Source organism: Actinopolymorpha sp. B17G11, from assembly GCF_040196095.1.
Taxonomy (GTDB): Bacteria; Actinomycetota; Actinomycetes; order Propionibacteriales; family Actinopolymorphaceae; genus Thermasporomyces.
This window is the reverse complement of sequence record NZ_JBEFTW010000038.1, coordinates 44,616-65,614: the sequence shown is the minus strand read 5'-3', so window position 1 is coordinate 65,614 and position 20,999 is coordinate 44,616. Positions and strand designations below refer to the sequence as shown.

Here is a 20,999-nt window from a genome sequence, read left to right as displayed (position 1 = left end):
ACCTGCTCCTCCCGCTCATCCGACGGCAGCAGTGTCGACATCAGCTGAGGTTGGACCAAACGCGACCAGTCAGGCCTGTCCGCGGTAGCGGGTGTGCGTTGTCAGGGCAGCAGGCCAGCGTGCGCGAGCCGGTGGGCGACCGCGTCCCATGTCGGCTCGACGGCCTGCAGTTGGGTGTGGCAGGCGTCGTGGTTCTTGAATCCGCTGGATGTCGAGACACACACGATCGGCCCGTAGTGCTCTGGCATGCTGTGCGCAATCTGGCGTAGACCGGCAAGGCCGGCTGCCGCGGATGTCTCGGGCCACACGCCGGTCTTCGCCATGGCTCGGGCCGCCTGCGCGATCTCGGATTCGGTGACAAGGAGCACCTCACCGCCGCTTCCTGTCACGGCGAGGACTCCGCGGTAACCGCTGGTTGTGCAGCCGATGGAGTACGCCGTTGTCGGTCGGGCCTCGACGTGGGCGGCAGGGACGCCGGAACGCAGTGCGGCAGCGAGCGGGCCTCGCTGTTCGGGTTCGCAGGCGTACATCCGGGGCACGTTGCCCGAGAGGCCCAGGTCGCTAAGCTCGACAAAGCCCTTCCACACGCCGTAGAGCAGTTCGCCGTACCCAGTCGGAACGAACACCGCGCCCGGCGCTCGGCGGCCCAGCTGGAGAAAGACTTCGTAGGCGATGGTCTTGTAGCCTTCGGGTCCGAACGGGTGACCGGTGTGCGTGACGGTGCGGTTGCTGACCGGGTGGTAGCCGAGCCGTTCGACGATCATGCGTACGACGTCCCAACGTGCTTCTCGTGGGACGGGGAGTACGGTCGCGCCGTACGCGGACACGAAGGTCTGCACGGCGGGCGGGCCGTTGGCGGTGGTGACGAGGACGCACGGCAGACCGGCCGCAGCGGCGTAGGCCGACGCTGATGCACCATGGTTGCCGGCCGAGGCCACGACGACACCGGGAGAGTCGGAGAGGGCGGCGGCGCTGACCGCACACAGGTTGAGCCGGTCCTTGTGGCTCCAGGTGGGATTACGGCTCTCGTCCTTGACCATGACCTCGGCGTCGGTGCCGGCGTACGCGGCGAGCGACGGCAGGGACAGCAGCGGTGTGCCGCCTTCACCGAGGTCGAGCCCGGGCGCTAGTGGTGGTAGCAGCGGTGCCCAGCGGACGAGGCCTGGCGCCACCGGCTGTGTGAACAGGTCGGCTGGCACCCGTTCGTAGGCATAGGTGACCTCGAGGGGGTAGGCGACATCCGTGGAGCTGGTCTTCGGACAGCCGGCCGTCTGTGGCGGCCAGAGCGGATAGCTGACAGCTGTGTCGCCAAGGGAGCGTTGACCGGTCGCAAGCGAGTCGGTGTGGTGCATCGGTCACCGACCCCGGAGCCCGACGTAGAAGGTGGTGACGGGTTCGGTGGAGGTGGACCAGATGCTGTGTGCGGTGCCGGCTTCGATGATGAACGCATCGCCGGCCCGGATCGGCGATATCGTGCCGGTTGAGGCGACGACTCCTTCTCCGCTTATGACGTAGTAGAACTCGGCGAAGTCGTGTGTGCCACCGAGTTGGGCGTCTGGGGGCCGTTGTTGGTACGAGATGACGCTGGCTGACGCGGTGTCAAGGCCGGGCACCGTCGAGGAGTTGAGGAGTCGCCAGATGCTCCGCCTATCGTTGGTGTCGGCCGCGATGTTGTCAGTGCGGGTCACGTGGACGGTCATGCGGTGGATCCCTTCTGTGTCTGGCCGTTGCCCTGCGTCTGGCCGTGCTGTGGCTGTCCGTTGGGTTGGGTCGCGCCGTCGTTGGGGTGCCAGCAGGCGACCTGGTGGTCGGTGCCGTGCAGTTGCGGCACCGCTGTTCGGCAGGGTCCCGCGTCGGCGCGTTTGCAGCGTGGGTGGAACGCGCATCCGTCCGGTCGGCTGAGGGCTGATGGCAGCTCGCCGGGCAGCAGGAGGTGTGGCCGGTTGGTTGTGGGGTCCTGTGACGGTACGGCTTGGACGAGGGCGCGGGTGTAGGGGTGGCGGGGCTGCTGGAGGACCTCGTGGGTCGGCCCGACCTCGACCAGGCGGCCGAGGTACATCACGCCGAGCCGGTCGCAGGCGCGCGCGAGTACGGACAGGTCGTGAGAGATCAGCAGGATGGCGACCCCGAGGTCGGTGGCGAGCCGGCGGAGCAGGTCGATGACGCCTCGCCCGATCGAGCGGTCGAGCATCGACACCGGCTCGTCGGCGAGCAGCACCTGTGGGCGTACGACGAGGGCACGTGCGATCGCGACCCGCTGCCGTTCACCGCCGCTGAGTTGGTGGGGCCGGCGGGTCAGGTAGCGCTCGACCGGTTTGAGCTCGGCGGACTCCAGCGCCCAGAGGACGCGTTCGTGTAACTCGGTGGTATCGAGGCGGGTTTGGGCTAGCAGCGGCTCGGCGACGGCCCGCTCCACTGTGAAGCGGGGGTTCAACGACTGGAACGGGTCCTGGAAGATCATCTGGATCTTGCTCCGGACGGTCCGCCATTCGCGCGAGGACAATGCGGTGAGGTCGGTTTCCGCCAACCTTGCTCCACCCGCCGCAAGGGGTGCCAGGCCGACCAGCGCCGATGCGAGAGAACTCTTGCCGCAGCCGCTTTCCCCTGCCAGGCCGAAGACCTCGCCCGTGCCGATGCTCAGGTTGACGTCTTCGACTGCCGCCACCTCGTGCCGGCGGGCCAGGGCCGCGACTCCTCGCCCGGTCGCGTACCGGATCGCTGCGCTGTCGACGACAACTGCCGGCTCCGGCCTGGCTTCTCCAGCCGGCCGTTCCGAGGCCGGCAGTGCGGTGTCGAGCAGCTCTCGCGTGTACGGGTGTTCCGGCCGACCGAAGACCTTCCGTACCGCGCCGGCTTCGACCGTCTGGCCTTCGCGCAGCACGTACACCCGATCACACAGTTCGGCGGCGACACCCAGGTCATGGGTGATCAGCAGCAGGCCCAGCCCGAGTTCGCGTTTGGTGGTCTCCAGCACCTGCAGGATCCGGTCCTGTACGACGACGTCGAGTCCGGTGGTGGGTTCGTCCGCGATCAAGAGTGCGGGCTTGAGCATCGTCGCCATTGCGATCAGTGCCCGCTGACGCATGCCACCGGAGAACTGGTGCGGATAGTCGGAGGCGCGGTCGGCGTTGATCCCCACGCCTTCCAGCGCCTCGCGGGCCGCGGTGGCCGCTTGTCGCCGGGACATCGACGTGTGTGTACGCAGCACCTCCATCAACTGCCGGTCGACGCGGTGCACCGGGTCGAGGGAGTTCATCGCCGCCTGCGGGACGAAGGCGAGCTCGTGCCAGCGCAGCCGTCGCAGGTCCGCCGGCCGCGCGGTCGCGAGGTCCTGTCCCTGGAACCGGACGCTACCGGTCGTCTGCGCACTCGACGGCAGCAGCTGCAGGATCGCCTTACCGGCGGTGGTCTTTCCCGACCCGGACTCGCCGATGAGTCCGACGGTCTCGCCGCGTTCGAGTGTCAAGGAGAGCGTGTCGAGCGCGCGCACCGAGCCGTCAGTGGTCACGAAGTCGACCGTGAGGTCGCGGACGTCCAACAGTGGTGCGTTCATCCGAGCCTCATCTCTCTCCGGCCGCTCTGGACGGCGTCGTAGGCCCGACCGAGCAGGGATACGGCAAGGACAAACAGCATGATGGCGAGCCCGGGAAACAGCGCCCACCACCAGGCGGTCCGCATCTGCTGGGAGGTGAAGGCGTCGAACATCACGGTGCCCCACGACACCGAATCGGTGGGAGCGAGCCCGAGGAAGCTCAGACTGGCCTCGGCGAGCACTGCTTCGGCGACCAGCAGCATGCCGTAGAGCAATGCGAGAGACACGACATTCGGCGCGAGGTGGGTGTAGACGACGCGCCGGCCGGTCGCGCCGCCGACGACCGCCGCCTTGACGAATGGTCGTTCCTTCAAGGTGAGTACCTGCGAGCGCACCACTCGCGCCGTCGTACGCCAGAACAGCGAGGCGACAGCAAGGACCAGCACGACGTCGGAGCGTCCGAGAACCCCCACCAATACGATCGCGAACGGGAGAAAGGGGATCGCGTAGGCGCTGTCGGTCAGCCGCATGAGAAAGGCATCGACCTTGCCGCCGAAGTAGCCGGCGATCAAGCCCACGTTGACACCGATGACCACCGTGACAAGGGCGGCAACACCACCGACCGACAGAGTTCGCCGCGTCCCCCAGATCACCTGGCTGAAGATGTCCCGCCCGAAGTTCGTGGTGCCGAACGGATGCTCCAGACTCGGCGCGAGCAGCCGATCCAGTCGTCCGTCGACACCGCGGATCCGGTCGAGCGGGCCGTACGGCGCAAGCACGGGGGCGAGCGCCGCGACCACGACGAAACCCACCAGCAAGACGATGGCCGCCTTGCCCCCCGGCGCCCGCCACAGATCACCAAGAACAGTGAGCGCCGCACTGCCGAGCCGCCCCGGTCGCAGCCGGCCTCTTCGCACCGGTGCCGGCGGTGCGGCTGGCGGCGTCGGCACGGTCTGCGTGGTCATGCCAGCCTCACTCTCGGATCCAGGTAGGCGTAGAGAATGTCGACTGTCGTGTTGACAGTGACCGCCAACAGGCCGGTGAGCAGGAAGACGCCCTGCATCATCGGATAGTCGTAGGTGTTGACGGCATTGACGATCTCTCGACCCATCCCGGGCCAGGAGAAGACCGTCTCCACGATCACCTGCCCGCCGATGAGCACACCCGTCAACGCCGGCATCAACGTCACCACCGGCAGGAGCGCGTTCCGCGCCGCGTGCCGGTAGATGATGCTCCGCTTCGAGAGTCCTTGCGCTCGAGCGAGTTCGATGAAGTCCTCGTGAAGGTTCTCCTTCATCGCCGTACGCATCGTCAATAGCGGCTCCGGCATGAAGAACAGCGTCATCACTGCCAGCGGAAGCGCCAGGTGCCACAGGAAGTCTGTGGACATGACGGCGGCTAAACCGGTGGCGCCTCCCTGTCCGGGCGTCCGCATTCCCACCGATGGCAGCCAGCCAAGGTGTAGGGAGAACAGCAGCACCGCAAGCGAGGCGGTCCAGAAGATCGGCGCCGCCTTCACAGAGAAGGCAAAGTTACGCACCAGCCGGTCGATCCAACCGTGCCGCGACGCCGCGATCAGCGCACCGATCGCGGTGCCAAGCAGCAGGGCGAACACGATCGCCGGCACCACCAGCACCGCGGTGTTGAAGAGCTTGCCTGTCAGGATTTCGGCGACCGGTTGTTTGTACTGGAACGAAACCCCCAGGTCGGCCCGCGCCAGCCGGCCGACGTACTTGACGAGCTGCGCGGCAACCGGCTCGTCGACGCCATACCGCTCCCGGAGCACATCCTGCACCGACGGGTCGAGATTCGGCCCGATGACGGCGGCGCTCGGATCACCCGGAACCGCCCGGAAGAGCAGGAACGTCGCCGGTACGAGCACCGCGATCGTCACGGCCATCAAAGCCAGTCTGGACAACGCGTATCGAGCCAGTGCCATTCAGCACTCCTCGCTCTTAGGAGCCGGCCTGCTTGGAGTCGTAGATCCGCCGGTCGGTCGAAGACGACGGGAAGTAGAGGCGGTCGTCTTCCCCGAAGGCGTATCCGCCTTTGCGCAGTTCAGCCATGGCCGTCTTCTGGCTTGTCGGGAAGGCCTTGAGAGGCTTGTCGTACCACTTAGTACTGGGTGCGATCACCGAGCCGGCCGAATTGCCTTCACCTTCGAACACGACGTCGATGATGTCCTGCGACGGCACCAGGAACGACAGAGCACGCCGGAAGTGCCGGTCGTCGAACGGTTTGCGGCTCACGTTGTAGTGAAGGCCCACCCAGCCATGGCTCTCGACAGACATGACCTCAACGCCGTCTGTTGCCGCCAGTTTCTTGAGCAGGGTTGCACTCATGAAGTCACCCAGCATGTCGATCTCGCCGCTTTCCAGCGCGCCGATCTCCGCTTCGAGGCTTCCCAGTACCGCGAAGGTCACGCTGTCGACCTTGGGGGCAGCGAAGTGCTGGCGGTTGGCGGTGTACACCAACTGGTCACCGAGCCGCCGGGAGCCGAAGGTGAGCGGACCCGATCCCACCGGCTCATCGTTGGCGTACCGCGCCGCATCGCTCACCTTCTCCCACACGTGACGGGGAAGGATCGGCAGCTGAGTCAGCACGACGGGGACGAACGACGCTGACGGTGCGGTCAGCGTGATCACGACCGCGTCCCCGTCCACCTCGACCGAAGAGACGATCTCCAGCTTGCTCGCGAAGAGCGGAGACTCCTGCTTTTTCAGGTAGTCGATGGTGAACGCGACATCACCAGGCATCACCGGGTTGCCGTCACTGAATCGCATGCCGGTCCGGATCTTTGCCGTGATCCGTGCGCCGTCCACGGCCACCTTGGTCGCCGCCCACGGCTCGACTGCGCCGGTCCGCCCGATCCTGACCAGGCTGTCATAGATGTACGACAGCGGAATCTGAGCCTCGCTGACCTCGACGCTGACTGGGTTCAACGAGGGTGGTTCGAACGTCGTACCGAGGACCAACCCGCGGCGGGGGGTCTTCGGTGTAGCGGACAGCAGGTTCCAGATGTTCGCGACCGGGCTGCCGGCGGCTTTGGTCACGCGGTCCCAGCGGTCTGAGCGGTAGGCACCGCCGATGAGCATGTGGACGATGGGTCGGGCAGGCTGTTGCTGATAGAGCATCTGTTGTGCCTGTGCGACCAGACGCATCCGCTCCGACTCGTCGATCGCCCCACGCTGAGCCTCGTAGAGCTTGTCGTAATCCTCGTTCGCGTACTGGCTGAGGTTCGAGCCCTCAGCGGTCGCGTTCGCAGAGTAGAAGCGGCTCAAGAAGTTGTCGGGGTCAAGCCGCTCCGCCGTCGGGTCGTATGTGGTCACCGAGACGTCGAAGTCCTTGCCGGTGAAGGTTCTCGCGGTCAGCTCCGCACCGCGTATCGCCGTCAGCTCGACCGGGATGCCCGCGTCCTGCCAGGCTTCGACGATCAATCGGCTCTGTTCGTACCGGCTCGGATCCTCAGAGGCGACCTTGGTCAACAGCTGGAACGAAGGGACGGGCTTTCGACCGGCGAGGTCTTCGGCGATCGGTCGCGCCACATTAGCGGCGGATCCCGTGGTCTCCTTAGGCGTCGCACAACCGGTGAGCAACGCACCGGCAGAAAGCACTCCCGCTCGAAGTGCCACTCGTCGCGTTAGTGTCATCACGCCTTCCTTCCATCACGTGATCACAGAAGTGGATTTGGAGTCCGCGACGTCGGATGTCGCCATCTCCTTCTTGCGCGCCAGGTAGCGTGCCCGCGCCTCCTGGCTCGCATGGTGCGCACTGAGCTCGTGGAGCTCGGGTGGTTCATGGCCGTCCACAACCGGATTCACGTGTACGGTCACATGCTCCAGGTGGCGGATGCTGTGCAGGAGTTCATGCTGTACCTCCTCCGCGACCCGGTGTCCGTCGAGAATGCTGAGCGTTGCGTCGACGGAAATCTCGACGTCACCCTCCAACCGGTGACCGCTCCAGCGGGCCCGAGCCCGACCGACCCGCACAACCTTGGTCACCGAGGCCGCGGTGTTGCGGATGGCGGAGACGATGCCCGGCTCGACGCCATCCATCAGGCGGCGAACGATACTGCGCAGCGAGTTGACGAGGATCCACAGAATCGCGCCGGCAATCAGGAGCCCGATCAGCGCATCGGCCTGGGGGAACCCGAGCCATACCCCGATGACGCCGACCACCACCGCGATCGAGGTAAGGCCATCCGCCCGAGCATGCTGACCCTCGGCAATCAGCGCAGCCGAACCGATGCGCCGTCCCGACCGGATCCGGTAGATCGCCACGATCTCATTACCCGCGGCACCCACCAACCCGGCAGCGAACACCCAGCCCAGGTTGGACAACGGACGCGGCTCCATCAACCCTCGTACTGATTCCCAGATGATCAGCGCGGCGGATGCGGCGATCACGAGGGAGATGAAGACCCCGGCGAGATCCTCCGCTCGCCGATAGCCGTAGCTATATCTCTCGGTTGGCTTCCGGCGACCGAGCCTGAACGCCAGGACCAACGGAATCGTGGTCACGGCGTGCCCGAGGTTGTGCAGGGTGTCGGCAAGGAGGGCCAGTGACCCGGAGGCAGCGAAGATCACGATCTGCAAGATCGCGGTCGCCATCATCCCTGCCAGACCGATCCACGCGGTGCGGATGCCCTCCCCTCTCGCCTCCTCCGCGGACTGGATCGACTCGTTGGCGTCGTGGGAGTGCGGGATCAGCGCATCCTTCAGCCGTGCCTTCCAACCAGTCCCGTGATCGTGCCCATGCCCGTGGCCGTCCCCGTGCCCATCCCCGTGGCCGTGTCCATGCCCGTGGCCGTGCCCATGCCCATCCGCGTGGCCGTGCCCGCCTCCATGCCCGTGACGGTGATGTGGCGCTGATGCGGCCGGGATATCACTGACCGACGTTCCTCCGGCACTCTCTGCCGCTGGATCTGGGTGCTCATGGCTCACGTCGCGCTCCGCCATCTGTGTGAACTCTCCTGATGTGGTTTGTAATGTATCAGCGCGTACATTACGCTGATGTAGTGGCAAGTCAAGACTTGGTTAAGCCGCGCGACGGGCGCACCGTGACCGATCAGGCGTACGCGCACCTCAGGCACCAGATCCTGATCTGCGATCTCGCGCCCGGAGCCGAACTCCGCGAGGCGAACCTCGCAGAGTCGACCGGCTTCGGACGAACCCCCATTCGTGAGGCCCTCAGGCGGCTGGTGCACGACGGACTCGTCGAGGTGCGGCCGCGGCAGGGATACCGCGTCGCGCCCATCACGCTCGACGACGTGCACCACGTGTTCGAGCTTCGGCTGATACTGGAGCCGGCCGCTGTCGAGCTAGCCATCGCGCGCGCCTCAGATGAAGCCCTTCAGGAGCTCCATCCCCTCGCCCATGCGGCACGGAGGCCGGATGATGCCGCGACCTACGAGCAGTACCTCCTAGACCACCTGGGGTTCCACGCGGCGATCGCCGAGTGCTCCGGCAATCCGCGGCTGGCGCGCTCCGTGCGCGATCTCCTTGCCCAGATGCAGCGGCTGATCTTCCTCAGCGTCAGCGCGCGGGACGCCAACTCACCGCCTGACGAGGAGCATCACGACCTGTTCGACGCGATCGTCAAGCGGGACTCCGCCCGGGCGAGGGAGATCATGATCGCGCAGATCGAGGAGAGCCGCCGACGCGTCGCTGATGCGCTCGTTTCCCGGCTGATGGATCCCCGACACGCCGCGCTCGGAAGCGTCAACATCGCTCAACCGCGATAAGGCCGGGGTAATCCTGAGCCTGACCCGTCTTGAGAGCCGGGGCTACCGATTGGCGTCTTGCCACGGTGACATGCGTAAGCGCGTCGATGAGCTCGGCGCAAGAGCGGAAGCGTGAGCGGATGGTGCCGATCGGGCATCCGCAAACCGTTGCGTCCGCGAGATCCTCCGGGACCACCACGGCATCGCACACGCAACCCTCCAGGTCGAGCCCGCGAGCCACACCGGATGAAGCTCGGCTGGTAATCAACACCCAGAACGGACGACCAACATGGTGGCCTGGCTTGCGCTGACGCTCTACCAGCTCGGGATCCTGACCGCATGGGTGACGCGGACCGGGGTGTGAGGGAGGGGTAGGTCGTTGGCGGCAGGATGGAAGTGCGACCTGTCCGTTCTGCTCGACGCGCTCTGATGCTGTCCGGCTCGTGAGATAGTTTCAAAAACTATTGAAACTTCTGAGTAGCACTGGCTTTGCTTGCTCGCATGGGCGAGTTGCAGGAGTACGTCGAGGAGATCGGGCTCTACTTCGCCGGGGTCGGGCTGCCGCGCATGCCGGGCCGGGTGCTCGGCTGGCTGCTGGTCTGCGATCCACCGCATCAGTCGGCCGATGAGCTGGCGGCCGCGCTGCAGGTCAGCAGCGGGTCGATCAGCATGGCCGTGCAGATGCTGGTCCGGGCCGGTGCGGTCGAGCGGTACGCGAAGCCCGGCTCGCGTCGCACCTACTACCGGCTCCGGCCCGGTTTCTGGTTGCACGAGGCCGAGGAGAAGGCCAAGCAGGCCGCCGAATGGCACAAGCTGGCCGACCGTGGCCTGGAGATGCTCGGCCAACTCGACGAAGACGGTGGCGACGACCGTTCACAACGGCTTCGCCAGATGCGCGACATGTACGCGTTCCTCGAGGTCGAGTACGCCCGGATCGCTGCCAGGTGGCGAACCGGGAAGACAACTTCCAGTTCTGAGGAGTCGGGGTCATGAGCGCTGCCAACCCTGTCGTGGCAGTCGACGGTCTCACGTTCACCTACCCGAAGTCGGCCGAGCCGGCCGTACGCGGGATGAGCTTCTGCGTCGAGGAGGCCGAGGTGTTCGGGTTCCTCGGCCCCAGTGGCGCCGGGAAGTCCACGACACAGAAGATCCTGATCGGCCTGCTGTCCGGCCACGGCGGAGCGGTGAGCGTGTGGGGCAAGCCGCCAGCGGCGTGGAAGTCCGAGTACTACCGGCGCATCGGCGTCTCGTTCGAGCTGCCCAACCACTATCAAAAGCTGACCGGGCTGGAGAATCTGGAGTTCTTCGCCTCGCTGTACCCCGGCGAGAAGGAGGACCCGATGGCGCTGCTGGACCGGGTCGGGCTCGCTGAGCACGCGAACCTCCGGGTCGGCAAGTACTCCAAGGGCATGCAGATGCGCCTGGTGTTCGTCCGCGCCCTGCTGCACAAGCCGCGGCTGCTGTTTCTCGACGAGCCGACCTCGGGCATGGATCCGGCCAACGCCCGCATCGTCAAGGAGATCATCAGGGAGCTGCGCGCCGAGGGCCGCACCGTGTTCCTGACCACGCACGACATGACCACCGCCGACCAGCTGTGTGACCGGGTGGCGTTCGTCGTCGACGGGCAGATCGCCGCGCTCGACACTCCAGAGGAGCACAAGGTACGCCGTAGCCAACGCACAGTCCGCGTCAGCTACCGCACATCGACCGTCGAAGAGCTGCAGTACAAGGACTTTCCGATCGACACACTCGCCGATGACGACACGTTCGCGACGTTGGTACGCAACCGGCAGGTCCAGGCCATACACAGCCAGGAGGCCAGCCTGGAAGACGTCTTCATCGACCTCACCGGACGGACACTGCAATGATCACCTCGGTTGTCCGGCCTCTCCGCGCTGTGGTCAAGCTGGACCTGCGGCTGCAGTGGCGTTACGGATTCTTCTACGCCACGGCGTTCTCGATCGTGCTGTGGGAGGTCGTCGTCGTTCTCATCCCGGACGGGCTCAAGCTCACGGCCATGCCGTACATCGTGTTCGGCGACTCGGTGCTGATCGGGTTCTTCTTCATCGCCGGCGCGGTGTTCTTCGAGAAGGGTGAACGCACCCTGTTCGCCCTGCTGTCCACGCCGGTGCGGTTCGGGCACTATCTGACCGGCAAGCTTGCCACGTTGAGTCTGCTCAGCCTGGTAGCGGCCGGTGTGGTGAGCGTCAGCGGAGCGGGCGCCGCGTTCGACCCGGGCATGCTGTTCCTGGCCGTCGTGCTGTGCACGTTGCTGTTCCTGCTCTGCGGACTCATCTCCGCGGCACCGTTCCCGTCGATGACCGACTGGCTGATCCCGTCCACGGGTGTGATCGCTGTGCTGAACGTCCCCCTTCTGGCCTACACCGGCATCTGGGACCATCCCGTGTTCTACCTGCTCCCGACCCAGGGATCCCTGCTGATGTTGGGATCCGCGTTCGGCCAGCTCGATCTGAGCGGCTGGCAGGTGGCGTACGCGCTCGCGTACCAGCTGCTGTGGATCGTGGGACTGGCCTGGCTCGCGCGGAAAGTCTTCGACCGTTACGTCGTGGCGAAGGGGGGAGGCGCGTGAGCACAACGCAAGCGGTCCTGGCGTTCGGCCGCAACGACCTGAAGAGCGTTCGGCGTGACACCATCATGATCGGTGTCGGGTTGGGACCGTTCATCTACGCCCTCGCCATGTGGTTCCTGCCGCCGCTGACCAACTTCCTGCAACGGCAGTACGCCTTCGACCTGACGCCGTACCACGTGCTGATCGTGAGCGGGTTCGTCATCGTCGGCCCGATCGCCGTGCTTGGCGCCCTGTGCGGGTTGATGCTGCTCGACGACAAGGATCAGCACACTCTCGCGGCACTGCGGGTCGCGCCCATCCCACCGCTCACCTACCCGCTCTACCGCGCTGCCGTGACCACGCTCGTCTCCGCGGTCTCGATCGTCGCCGCGCTCGCGCTCACCATGCAGGTACCGGCAGACCTCGTGCTGAAGTCGGTCCCGATCGGGCTGGTCTGCGGCACCGGCGCCGCCGTCGTCGGACTGCTCATGCCAGCCGTCGCCAGCAACAAGGTCGAAGGCCTGGCCGTCATGCGCGCGATCGGCATGCTGCTGTTCGGACTGCCGATCATCCCCTGGTGGCTGGACTCGCCCGCGCAACTCCTGTTCGGGCTGCTGCCGACGTACTGGCCCGCCAAGGCCTACTGGCTCGCCGCCGAGGGCGCGACCTACTGGCCGTACATCGTCGGCGGGATCGCCTTCAACTCCTTGCTGGCTTACGTTCTGCTCCGCCGGCTCGGCAGATCCGCGCAAGCCTGATGAGCGACGCGTCTCCGAGACGAACGAGATGATACGATTTACATATCGATGCCGTCTCGTAAATGAAAAGAGCGGAGATGGACACCACCCAGGTTCTGGTGGTCGGTGCTGGCCCGACCGGGTTGACGCTGGCCTGCGGTCTACGGCTGCGCGGCGTGCGCGTCCGGCTGATCGATCGCGCGCCCGGGCCGGCCGTCACGTCGCGGGCGAACTTCCTGCACGCGCGCGGGTCCGAGGTGCTCGGCCGGCTCGGTGCGCTCGGCCGACTGCCGGAGGAGTCGCTGCGGGCGATGCGCATCACGACGTACCTCGGCGATCGCCCGATCGCGAGGCTGGAGTTCGGGGATCCGGGCCTGCGGACCGCCGCTCCGCCGATGGTCGTGTCCCAGTCCAGGGTCGAGGCCGCACTTCGCGACCGACTCGAACAGCTCGGCGGCGCGCCGGAATGGGGCACCGCGCTCGTCGACGCCCGGCAGGAGCCCGACGGCGTGGTCGCGACCCTGAGCGACGGGCGCACCGTACGAGCCTCCTGGCTGGTCGGCTGCGACGGCACCGGGAGCACGACGCGCAAGCTGGCCGGCATCGGCTTCCCCGGCGTCAAGCTCAGCGAACGGTTCCTGCTGGCCGACCTGCGGCTCGACTGGGATCTCGACCGCAGCGGTACGACCGGCTGGATCCATCCCACCGGCATGCTCGGCGCGATGCCGATGCCCGACCCGGACGGTCGCAACGACCTGTGGCGGCTGATCGCCTACGACCCTGGGTACGACGACAAGCCCAGCGAGCATGAGATTCTCGAGCGATTCCGGAAGATCCTGCCCGAACGTTCCGAACGAGCCGTCCACATCGGCGACGCGGAATGGCTCTCGCTGTTCACCGTGCACCGCCGGCTGGCAGAGCGCTACCGGCAGGGCCGGATCCTGCTCGCGGGCGACGCGGCCCACGCGCACGCTCCGTTCGGTGGGCAGGGCATGCTCACCGGCGTCGGCGACGGGGAGAACCTCGCCTGGAAGCTCGCGCTGATCGTGCGCGAGTTGGCGGACGAGCGACTGCTCGACACCTACCAGGCCGAGCGCCGGCCGCTCGCGACCGACGTGTTGCGCGGCACGAGCACCGTGACCAGGATCAACGTCGCGAGCAACCCGTTCGGCCGGTTCCTGCGCGATCGGGTTGTGGTGAAGTTGTTCAACCTCTCGCTGGTCCAGCGCTGGACCACCTACACCACGTCCCAGCTCTGGGTGAGCTACCGGAAGGGCCCACTCGGTAACCGGGGCGGGCCCAAGCCGCGGCCAGGCGACCGCGTGCCGGATCTGCCGGTCGTACGTCCGGACGGCACCGCGTCCCGGCTACACGCCGAGCTCGGCCGGCGGTGGGCCCTGCTGATGCCACCCGCCGGCGAGGGCGACGACCTCGACGCGATCGCCGGACAGCGGCTCGGCGATCATGTCGGGATGCTTCGCTATGACCGTGACCAGGCCATGCTCGTACGGCCGGACGCCCACCTGGCCTGGCGCGGCAGCGACGCGGCCGGGCTGGACCGCTGGCTGGAGAACGCGTTGCTCCACGGGCGGGCAACCCGATGACGCAGCCGCGTGGCCGCGGCCGCCCGCGCGACCCCGAGGTGGACACCGCCATCCTGCGCGCCGCGCTCGATCTGTTCGTCGAGCGCGGCATCGAGGGCATGAGCATCGAGCAGGTCGCCAAGCGCGCCGGCGTCGGCAAGCTGACCGTGTACCGCCGGTGGTCGTCGAAGGAAACGCTGGCCGCACACGCGATCGAGCAGATGATCGAGGAGCACCGCGACTGGCCCTCGAACGCGGAGCTGGAGCGGGCCGATCCTCAGCAACTCCTGGAGAGCACGTTGGACGCCTCGGCCGAGTTGGCGGCGAGCCACGAGTTCCGTGCGTTGGTGGCGCGCATCCTCGGGTCCAGTGTGAGCCACCCATCGCTGATGGCGACGTACTGGAAGCACTACATCCTGCCCCGGCGCAAGGCCGCGAGCGCAATGCTCGAACAAGGTCAACGGGCGGGCACGGTCCCACCCGACGCCGACCTGGACGTGCTGATCGACATGATGGCCGGCGCCGTGGTCTACCGCGTCCTCCAACCGGACCCACCCGACGCCACGGAGATGCGACGCTACCTCGAGGAGATCTACCGGCGGATCGGACTGCTCCCCGGCAGCTGAAGCTCCCTTTCGCACCGTGCCCCGACGGAGCTCCAGGGGTTGGGCCGCCGCTGACACAGGGCGCCGCTTGGTGCGCGGTCGACTCGCTAACGCAGGTGGTGGGCTCCCACCTGCACGTCGCAACGGTCAGCAGTGTCGGGGATGAGCTGTGACGAGTCCGGACTCGTAGCCGAAGATGACGAGTTGGGCTCGGTCGAGTGCGCGCAGCTATTCCGATCTCCTGAGAGATCACAGGCGCCCCCGGCAGTGTGCCCCGGCAGTGTGCCCCGGCAGGATTCGAACCTGCGACACACGGTTGAGGAACCGATCGTCACTTGTCCAGATCAGTCCACGGCTTGCTCGTTCAGAGCTCGGGATCGACCTTTCCGGCCCTCGGTTGTCCAGGCCAGTCCAGGTCCGTCCAGCTGCTTGTTGCACACAGGTTGCGCGCTGGGCCTTGCCCTACCCCCACCTTGCAAAGGACCTTCGGTGCCTCCCGCTGCGCTGAGCGTGGATCGTAGCCGCGCTCGAGTCGGCGCCTTGTGACCGTCATTGACCGCTGCGGACCATGATCGACCCTGGCTTGGGCACGCGGAGGGCAGGCCGACCACGAACCTGTCGGCGTCGCGTGTGCCTCGACGAGGCACCTACATCCGTTGCCGACCGATGAGTTTTGCGCTGGAAGGTGGTCTGTCTCTCAGAGGCCGTTGCGATGGGTGTCCGGGCGCGGTTTCGTACCAGCCGATGAACCAGAAGGTGCGGAATGCGGATCAAGGTCAACGGCGTCGAGTTGTGCGTGGAGACCTTCGGAAACCCGGCGGATCCGCGGGCGCTACTGGTGGGCGTGTCGGAACGAGGCAGGTCGTAGCAGGGGAACGGCCGTCCACGAGGAGCCCAACTCGCCCGAGTCGTGTTCAACACCCTGAAGAACAAGCCCCACAACCGCAGCCGAGCCACACTTCGCGACCCCGGCTCGACAGAGGAGGAACCCATGGAGTCCACCGTCCGCCGCCTGAAGCGGCTCGTGGATCCGATCCATCTGGTCGCCTACCAGGCCGACGAGCCCACCGCTGCGCTGATGGCGCTCGGTCACCGGAACTACTGGGACGGCTACTTCGCGGGACGGGCGGCACCGCTGGGCCGGGTCTCGGCCGAGGTGGTCCATGCGGTCTTCTACAACTTCGCCGACGGCGAGGTCGCCCGCCACATCCCCCGGGTCTGGGACATCGCCAGTCCCGAGGCGGCGCTCGCCGCTCGCGAGCAGGGCAGCGTCGCGGCGCTGCGGCGGATCCTCGGCGACCTCGCCGATAGCCCCGGTCTGGTGCGCGCCGCCGACCTCGCGACCAAGGCGGCTACCAGCGCCCCGACCGAGGGCAGGATCCTCTACTCCGGGCTCCGAACGCTCCCGGTACCCGAGGAGCCGGTGGCCCGGCTCTGGCACGCGGCCACCCTGCTCCGCGAATCCCGCGGCGACGGTCACAACGCCGCCCTGGTCATCGCGGGCGTTGGCGGCACCGAGTCTCACGTGTTGCGCGCGCTCTCCGAGGGAATCCCCGCAACGAAGGACGGCAGGCTGCAGCACCTCCCCGCGGCCCAGCTGGCGGCGGTGATGGACGGGATGCGGGCCCGCGGCCTGATCGACGCCGCCAGCCGGCTCACCGACGCCGGCCGGGAGATCAGGGAGTGGATCGAGTCACTCACCGACGTCGCCGACGCACCGGCGTACGACAGCCTGGAGCCGTGCGAAGTCGACCAGCTCCTCGCGGACCTCGAGCCCATCTCCGCAGCGCTCGACGCTGCCGGCTCCCGGTAGGTCCCGCCACGCGGACCACTCTTCCCCGTCGTCCTCGCAACCAGATTGAAGGGCGGAGCGGAGCGGGTCAAGTGTCGAAGATCAACCCCGTCGCGCACAGCGGCGGCAGCCCCCTGGTCACCGAGTTCACGAAGCTGAAGCTGCCGTACGAGAGCCTGGAGCCGAGTGACCTCGACCAAACTGATCGCGGACGTGGAACCCATCTCCGCAGCTCTCGATGCCATTTCCCGCTGGTGACGGCCTCGACAAACCATGGAAGGCGGCCGCCCGCAAGGTGGCCCGGATCGGGAACAGGAGAAAATGACGTGACCAATGAGCGCCTCGAACTGCCCGTTTACACCTTCCCCGGGGATCGCCCGGTGCTGCTGATTCACGGCTTCACCCGGAGCGCCGAACTCGACTGGGTTGAGCCCGGCTGGCCGGAAGCGCTGGCCGCGGCGGGACGCGGGGCGATCGCGGTCGACCTGCCCGGTCACGGCTCCGGCCCTATCGTGGCCCGGGGCGCCGTGTCGGTCGGCGCCATTGTCGCGGCCATGGTCGCGACGATCGACGCCATCGGCGAGGAGGTCGATGTGGTCGGCTACTCGCTCGGCGCACGGCTCGCCTGGACCCTGGCTGCGACCGGCCATGTGCGCCGCCTCGTCCTCGGCGGGATGAGCCCGACCAATCCCCACGCCGGCGTCGATGTCGATCTCCTCGGCGCGGTCGCCCGCGGCGAGATCGCGCCACCCGATCCGAAGTACGCCCGGCTCGCCGAGTGGGTCTCCATACCCCGACTCGACCGCGACACGTTGCTGTGGCTCATCGAGGCACTCGCCGCCGACTCGTTCGACCCAGCCGTCGACCCACCCAACATCCCGACCCTGATCGTCGCCGGCGCCGAGGACACCCAGGTCGATCACATCGCAGCAACACTCCCCGCAGCAACGTACGTTGTCGTGCCCGGTGATCACTACAGGGCACTCATCTCGGCCGAATTCCGCGCGGCCGCGATCGAGTTCCTCACCTCGCCGTGACCGAATCCACGAGCCGATGGCTGCGTATGCCAAGAATTCCGAAGTCGCCGCCAACCAGATGGCCCAGGCTATCCAGACCGCAACCACCGCCGTGCTCGGACGTGTCATCGCCGAGCACTTCTTCGAGGCCTGGCCCCCAGTGATCGGCATCGAGGGCGCTGACCCAGGCCGCGAGGCCTACGCAAGATGGCTGGACTGCGGTCGAGAAAGTCGTGCTGTCCAGCACGCTCCCGAAGTTCCCATGGCAGGGCAGTCGGATCGTCAACGCCCCAGCGGCCGAAGGGGATCACGGCACCTTCCGCTCTCGCCTGGGTGACCGTTCACCTGGCAGTTTGCATCACGCTGGTGTTGATCGTTTGGCGTCTTCTGGCGGTGCAGTGCGGCCAATTTGTGGCCGCCTAGCCCGACGAGCCGGCCTCGCCGCGTCACGAGACACTAGACACCGGCTGATCCCCGCGATCACGGCTCACCTGATCGATCGCGCTCGCCTTCCCCGTCGTAGAGGTAGCACTTTACGAGCCGGTGCCCGACCGCGAAATCGGGCGGGTTGGCCAGCCGACACCTCTCCATCACGGAAGGGCAGCGGCTGGCAAACTTGCAGCCGGCCTGATTGAACTCGCCGATCTCGGTTGCGCCGAGGGTGATGTGTCGGGTCCAGGACTCCTTGTCCTCCGGCACTGGTTCCGGGATCGACTCCTTGAGCAGCTGGGTGTAGGGGTGCGCGGGCTGATCAAGGACCTCCTCCACCGGACCGGATTCGACCACGAACCCCCGCAGCATGATGGCGATCCGGTCCGAGACGTAATACGCGGTCGCGAGGTCATGGGTGATGTAGATGACCGTGACACCCTCCTCGTCTCGCAGCCGCCTGAAGACGTTGACGATCTCCATTCGCAAGGACGCGTCGACCATCGAGACGGGCTCGTCGGCGACGATGACCTTCGGTTTGGGGATCAACGCCCGAGCTACCGAGACGCGCTGCAACTGCCCACCCGACAGCTCGTGCGGGTAGCGCTGCTGAATCTCGGCAAGACTCAGGCCGACCGTACGCAGCGCTTCATCCACCGCTTCAGCGGCCTGTTTGCGGTCTTTCGCAACCCGGAAGTTCACAGCGGTGTCGATCAGATATTCCTGGACGTGACGCAGCGGGTTGAAGGTCTCGAACGGATTCTGGAAGACCGGCTGCACCTCCTGCATGAAGGCCATGTGACCGCCTGCTTTGATCACCTCCTGCACCCGCCTGCCCTGGAACCTCACCTCACCACTCGACGCCTCCTGATCCCCCAGCAGGACACGGGCCAGCGTCGTCTTCCCGCTACCACTTTCCCCTGCCAGCGTGAAGATCTCGGGCTTCTCGGCCGCAAGACTCAACGACACGTCATTGACCGCGACGAGTCGGCTACTGGTCAGCAGCGAGCCGAGACGGAAGGTGACGACGGCACGGTCCACCTCGTACAGCGGGGACGGCGACTCGGTGGCGGTCACTGGTCGGCCCTCGTCCGGGTCGAATCGAAGACGTCCGTGGCACGTCCAGCGGCTGTCGCTAACTCGGGGTGGGGCAACGGGAGGCCCTCCTCTTGTGCAACGGCGTGACAGGCGACCCGGTGCCGATCGGCGAGTTGGAGCACTTCGGGAACGACCTCCCGGCACACGTCCATGGCCACCGGACAGCGCGGATGGAAACGACACCCGGACGGCGGGTCGGAGAGATTCGGCGGCCTGCCCGGCAGAGATACCCGGTGGGTACGCTCCCCGATCTTCGGCAGAGACCCGATCAGGTGCTTGGTGTAGGGGTGCCGCGGGGCCTGGAAGATGGTTTCGGTGACGCCCTCCTCCATGATGCGACCGGCGTACATGATCATGACGCGGTCGGCCACATTGGCGTGAACCGCCATGTCGTGGGTCACCAGCAGGACCGTGTTGCGACTCTCCGACTGGATCTGCTTGAGCAACTGCAGCACACCGCGCTGCACCACAACATCGAGGGCCGTGGTCGGCTCGTCGGCGATGATCAAGTTCGGCTGGAAGAGCGTCGCCAGCGCGATCGCCACCCGTTGTCGCATGCCACCGGAGAGCTGGTGCGGGAAGGATTGCAGGACCTCAGGCGGCAGGCCGAGCCGCGCCACGTGGGCGCTGATCTCCTCCACGAAGTCCCGACGACTACCGATGCCCCGATGAGTAGCGACGATGTCGGCAAATGTGCGGAGGATCCTGCGTACCGGGTTCAGCACGCTCATCGATCCCTGCATCACATACGAGATCCGCTTCCACCGCATCGTCGTGCGCAGTTCGTCTGGCGTCATCGTCCCGATGTCGCGATCGATGCCGTCGGCGGTGAACTGCACCTGTCCACTGACCACGCGCAGCGGATTCTTGACGTTGCCCGAGATCACCTTGATCAGCGTGGTCTTACCGCAACTCGATTCGCCGGCCAGACCGTAGATCTCGTTGGGATACATATCGAAGGAGACCCCGTCGACAGCCTTCACCGTTCGGGAGACGCCGTAGGCCTCGGTCTTGTAGTACGCCTTGAGGTCTTTGACCCTCAGCAAGGGCTCCATATCAGGCTCCGATGAGACGAAGGCGGGTGCGGGGATCGATGTACTCGTTGACGCTCGACATCAGCATGTACAGACCGACGAAGAGCACCATGGTCACCAGAACGGGGGCTCCGATCCACCACCAGGTCCCGGCAACGAGCGCCCCGTGTTGGTTCGCCCAGTACAACGAGGTGCCGATCGTCGGCCGACTCAGATCCGACAGGCCGAGGACACTCAAGGTGACCTCCATTCCCATGGACCACAACATGTTGTTGATCGAGGTGGCGAAAACGATTGGCAGGACAAAGGGGAGGTGCTCGGTGAGCGTGATCCGCCACGTCTTCGCGCCGGTGTACACCGCGGTCTGGGTGAAGGCGCGTTGTTTCAGACTCAACGTCTGGGCACGGATCAGCCGGGCGTCCCAAGGCCAGCCGAATATCCCCAGTAACAGCGCCAGGAAGTAGACGTTGAGCTGCCCCCGAAACAAGAAACTCAACAAGATCAGGATCGGCAGCAACGGCATCACGACAAAGGAGTCGTTGACCGACATCAGCACTCGGTCGGCCCAGCCACCGCGGTAGCCGGCAGCCAGTCCGACCGCGATGGCGATCACGCGGCTGATCGCGGCGGTCAGGATGCCGAGTAACAACGAGTTTCGTACGGCGAGGGTCATCCACCAGAACAGATCCTGGCCGCGAGAGGTGGTCCCGAACAGGTGTTCCAACGATGGCGGAGCATCCAGCGTCACTACGAAAGTCTGATTGGGCTTGTACGGCGACACGAAGGACAGCAGCACCATGATCGCAGTCAAGCTGAGGAATACGGCGGCCACACGGAACCGGCGGTCGTATTTGACGAGGTCTTTGACGACTTTGATCATGA

The 20,999-nt window shown here is 66.4% G+C and carries 19 protein-coding genes; 9 read left to right on the top strand and 10 right to left on the bottom strand.

Translation table 11 applies throughout. The features are described 5' to 3' along the window. Positions 1-101 precede the first annotated feature (101 nt). The 7 genes from ABN028_RS29195 to ABN028_RS29165 are packed head-to-tail and all read right to left on the bottom strand — an operon-like array spanning position 102 to position 8,556. A complete protein-coding gene (locus ABN028_RS29195) occupies positions 102-1,352 on the bottom strand; it encodes a threonine synthase (protein ID WP_349331405.1) in 1,251 nt (416 codons plus the stop codon). Between the two features lie 3 nt (positions 1,353-1,355). Next, the gene (locus ABN028_RS29190) at positions 1,356-1,700 is read right to left on the bottom strand and encodes a cupin domain-containing protein (RefSeq protein WP_349331406.1); all 345 of its coding nucleotides are present in this window, start codon (positions 1,698-1,700) and stop codon (positions 1,356-1,358) included. Continuing rightward, complete coding sequence (locus ABN028_RS29185) at positions 1,697-3,553, bottom strand: dipeptide ABC transporter ATP-binding protein (RefSeq protein ID WP_349698831.1); 1,857 nt, start codon at positions 3,551-3,553, stop codon at positions 1,697-1,699. Before ABN028_RS29185 ends, ABN028_RS29190 begins: the two co-directional genes overlap by 4 nt. Beyond that, a complete protein-coding gene (locus tag ABN028_RS29180) occupies positions 3,550-4,497 on the bottom strand; it encodes an ABC transporter permease (RefSeq protein WP_349331408.1) in 948 nt (315 codons plus the stop codon). The genes ABN028_RS29185 and ABN028_RS29180 overlap by 4 nt, the downstream gene beginning before the upstream one ends. After that, positions 4,494-5,471 carry an ABC transporter permease gene (locus ABN028_RS29175; protein WP_349331409.1) on the bottom strand — a complete coding sequence of 326 codons (978 nt, stop codon included), beginning with the start codon at positions 5,469-5,471 and terminating at the stop codon, positions 4,494-4,496. The genes ABN028_RS29180 and ABN028_RS29175 overlap by 4 nt, the downstream gene beginning before the upstream one ends. A 16-nt stretch (positions 5,472-5,487) precedes the next feature. Then, a complete protein-coding gene (locus tag ABN028_RS29170; RefSeq protein WP_349698830.1) occupies positions 5,488-7,182 on the bottom strand; it encodes an ABC transporter substrate-binding protein in 1,695 nt (564 codons plus the stop codon). Positions 7,183-7,197: 15 nt separating this feature from the next. After that, positions 7,198-8,556: a cation diffusion facilitator family transporter gene (locus ABN028_RS29165; protein WP_349698829.1), complete on the bottom strand. Its 1,359-nt coding sequence runs from the start codon at positions 8,554-8,556 to the stop codon at positions 7,198-7,200. Between ABN028_RS29165 and ABN028_RS29160 the strand changes: the two genes are divergently transcribed. The 9 genes from ABN028_RS29160 (at position 8,550) to ABN028_RS29120 (ending at position 17,577) form a co-directional block, all read left to right on the top strand. Beyond that, the gene (locus ABN028_RS29160) at positions 8,550-9,275 is read left to right on the top strand and encodes a GntR family transcriptional regulator (RefSeq protein WP_349331412.1); all 726 of its coding nucleotides are present in this window, start codon (positions 8,550-8,552) and stop codon (positions 9,273-9,275) included. The genes ABN028_RS29165 and ABN028_RS29160 overlap by 7 nt on opposite strands. 480 nt (positions 9,276-9,755) lie before the next feature. After that, entirely contained in the window at positions 9,756-10,247 is a 492-nt protein-coding gene (locus ABN028_RS29155; RefSeq protein ID WP_349698828.1) for a GbsR/MarR family transcriptional regulator, read from the top strand. Continuing rightward, positions 10,244-11,122: an ABC transporter ATP-binding protein gene (locus ABN028_RS29150; RefSeq protein WP_349331414.1), complete on the top strand. Its 879-nt coding sequence runs from the start codon at positions 10,244-10,246 to the stop codon at positions 11,120-11,122. Before ABN028_RS29155 ends, ABN028_RS29150 begins: the two co-directional genes overlap by 4 nt. Further along, on the top strand, positions 11,119-11,844 hold the full coding sequence (locus tag ABN028_RS29145) for a fluoroquinolone export ABC transporter permease subunit (protein ID WP_349698827.1): 726 nt from the start codon (positions 11,119-11,121) through the stop codon (positions 11,842-11,844). The genes ABN028_RS29150 and ABN028_RS29145 overlap by 4 nt, the downstream gene beginning before the upstream one ends. Continuing rightward, positions 11,841-12,581: an Rv2686c family ABC transporter permease subunit gene (locus ABN028_RS29140; protein WP_349698826.1), complete on the top strand. Its 741-nt coding sequence runs from the start codon at positions 11,841-11,843 to the stop codon at positions 12,579-12,581. Before ABN028_RS29145 ends, ABN028_RS29140 begins: the two co-directional genes overlap by 4 nt. A gap of 77 nt (positions 12,582-12,658) precedes the next feature. Beyond that, a complete protein-coding gene (locus tag ABN028_RS29135; RefSeq protein ID WP_349698825.1) occupies positions 12,659-14,164 on the top strand; it encodes an FAD-dependent monooxygenase in 1,506 nt (501 codons plus the stop codon). After that, a complete protein-coding gene (locus ABN028_RS29130; protein ID WP_349698824.1) occupies positions 14,161-14,769 on the top strand; it encodes a TetR/AcrR family transcriptional regulator in 609 nt (202 codons plus the stop codon). Before ABN028_RS29135 ends, ABN028_RS29130 begins: the two co-directional genes overlap by 4 nt. Before the next feature lie 970 nt (positions 14,770-15,739). Continuing rightward, the gene (locus ABN028_RS29125) at positions 15,740-16,561 is read left to right on the top strand and encodes an SCO6745 family protein (protein WP_349698823.1); all 822 of its coding nucleotides are present in this window, start codon (positions 15,740-15,742) and stop codon (positions 16,559-16,561) included. A 305-nt stretch (positions 16,562-16,866) separates the two neighbouring features. Beyond that, positions 16,867-17,577, top strand: coding sequence for an alpha/beta fold hydrolase (locus ABN028_RS29120; protein ID WP_349698822.1), 711 nt, complete (start codon positions 16,867-16,869; stop codon positions 17,575-17,577). A 459-nt stretch (positions 17,578-18,036) separates the two neighbouring features. Here the strand turns inward: ABN028_RS29120 and ABN028_RS29115 are convergent, their stop codons facing one another. The 3 genes from ABN028_RS29115 to ABN028_RS29105 form a co-directional block, all read right to left on the bottom strand. Continuing rightward, positions 18,037-18,954 (bottom strand): ABC transporter ATP-binding protein, encoded by a 918-nt coding sequence (locus ABN028_RS29115; RefSeq protein ID WP_349698837.1) that lies wholly within the window; start codon positions 18,952-18,954, stop codon positions 18,037-18,039. 104 nt (positions 18,955-19,058) lie between these two features. Beyond that, complete coding sequence (locus ABN028_RS29110; RefSeq protein WP_349331422.1) at positions 19,059-20,138, bottom strand: ABC transporter ATP-binding protein; 1,080 nt, start codon at positions 20,136-20,138, stop codon at positions 19,059-19,061. Between the two features lies 1 nt (position 20,139). Then, a complete protein-coding gene (locus ABN028_RS29105) occupies positions 20,140-20,997 on the bottom strand; it encodes an ABC transporter permease (protein ID WP_349331423.1) in 858 nt (285 codons plus the stop codon). Positions 20,998-20,999: the final 2 nt, after the last annotated feature.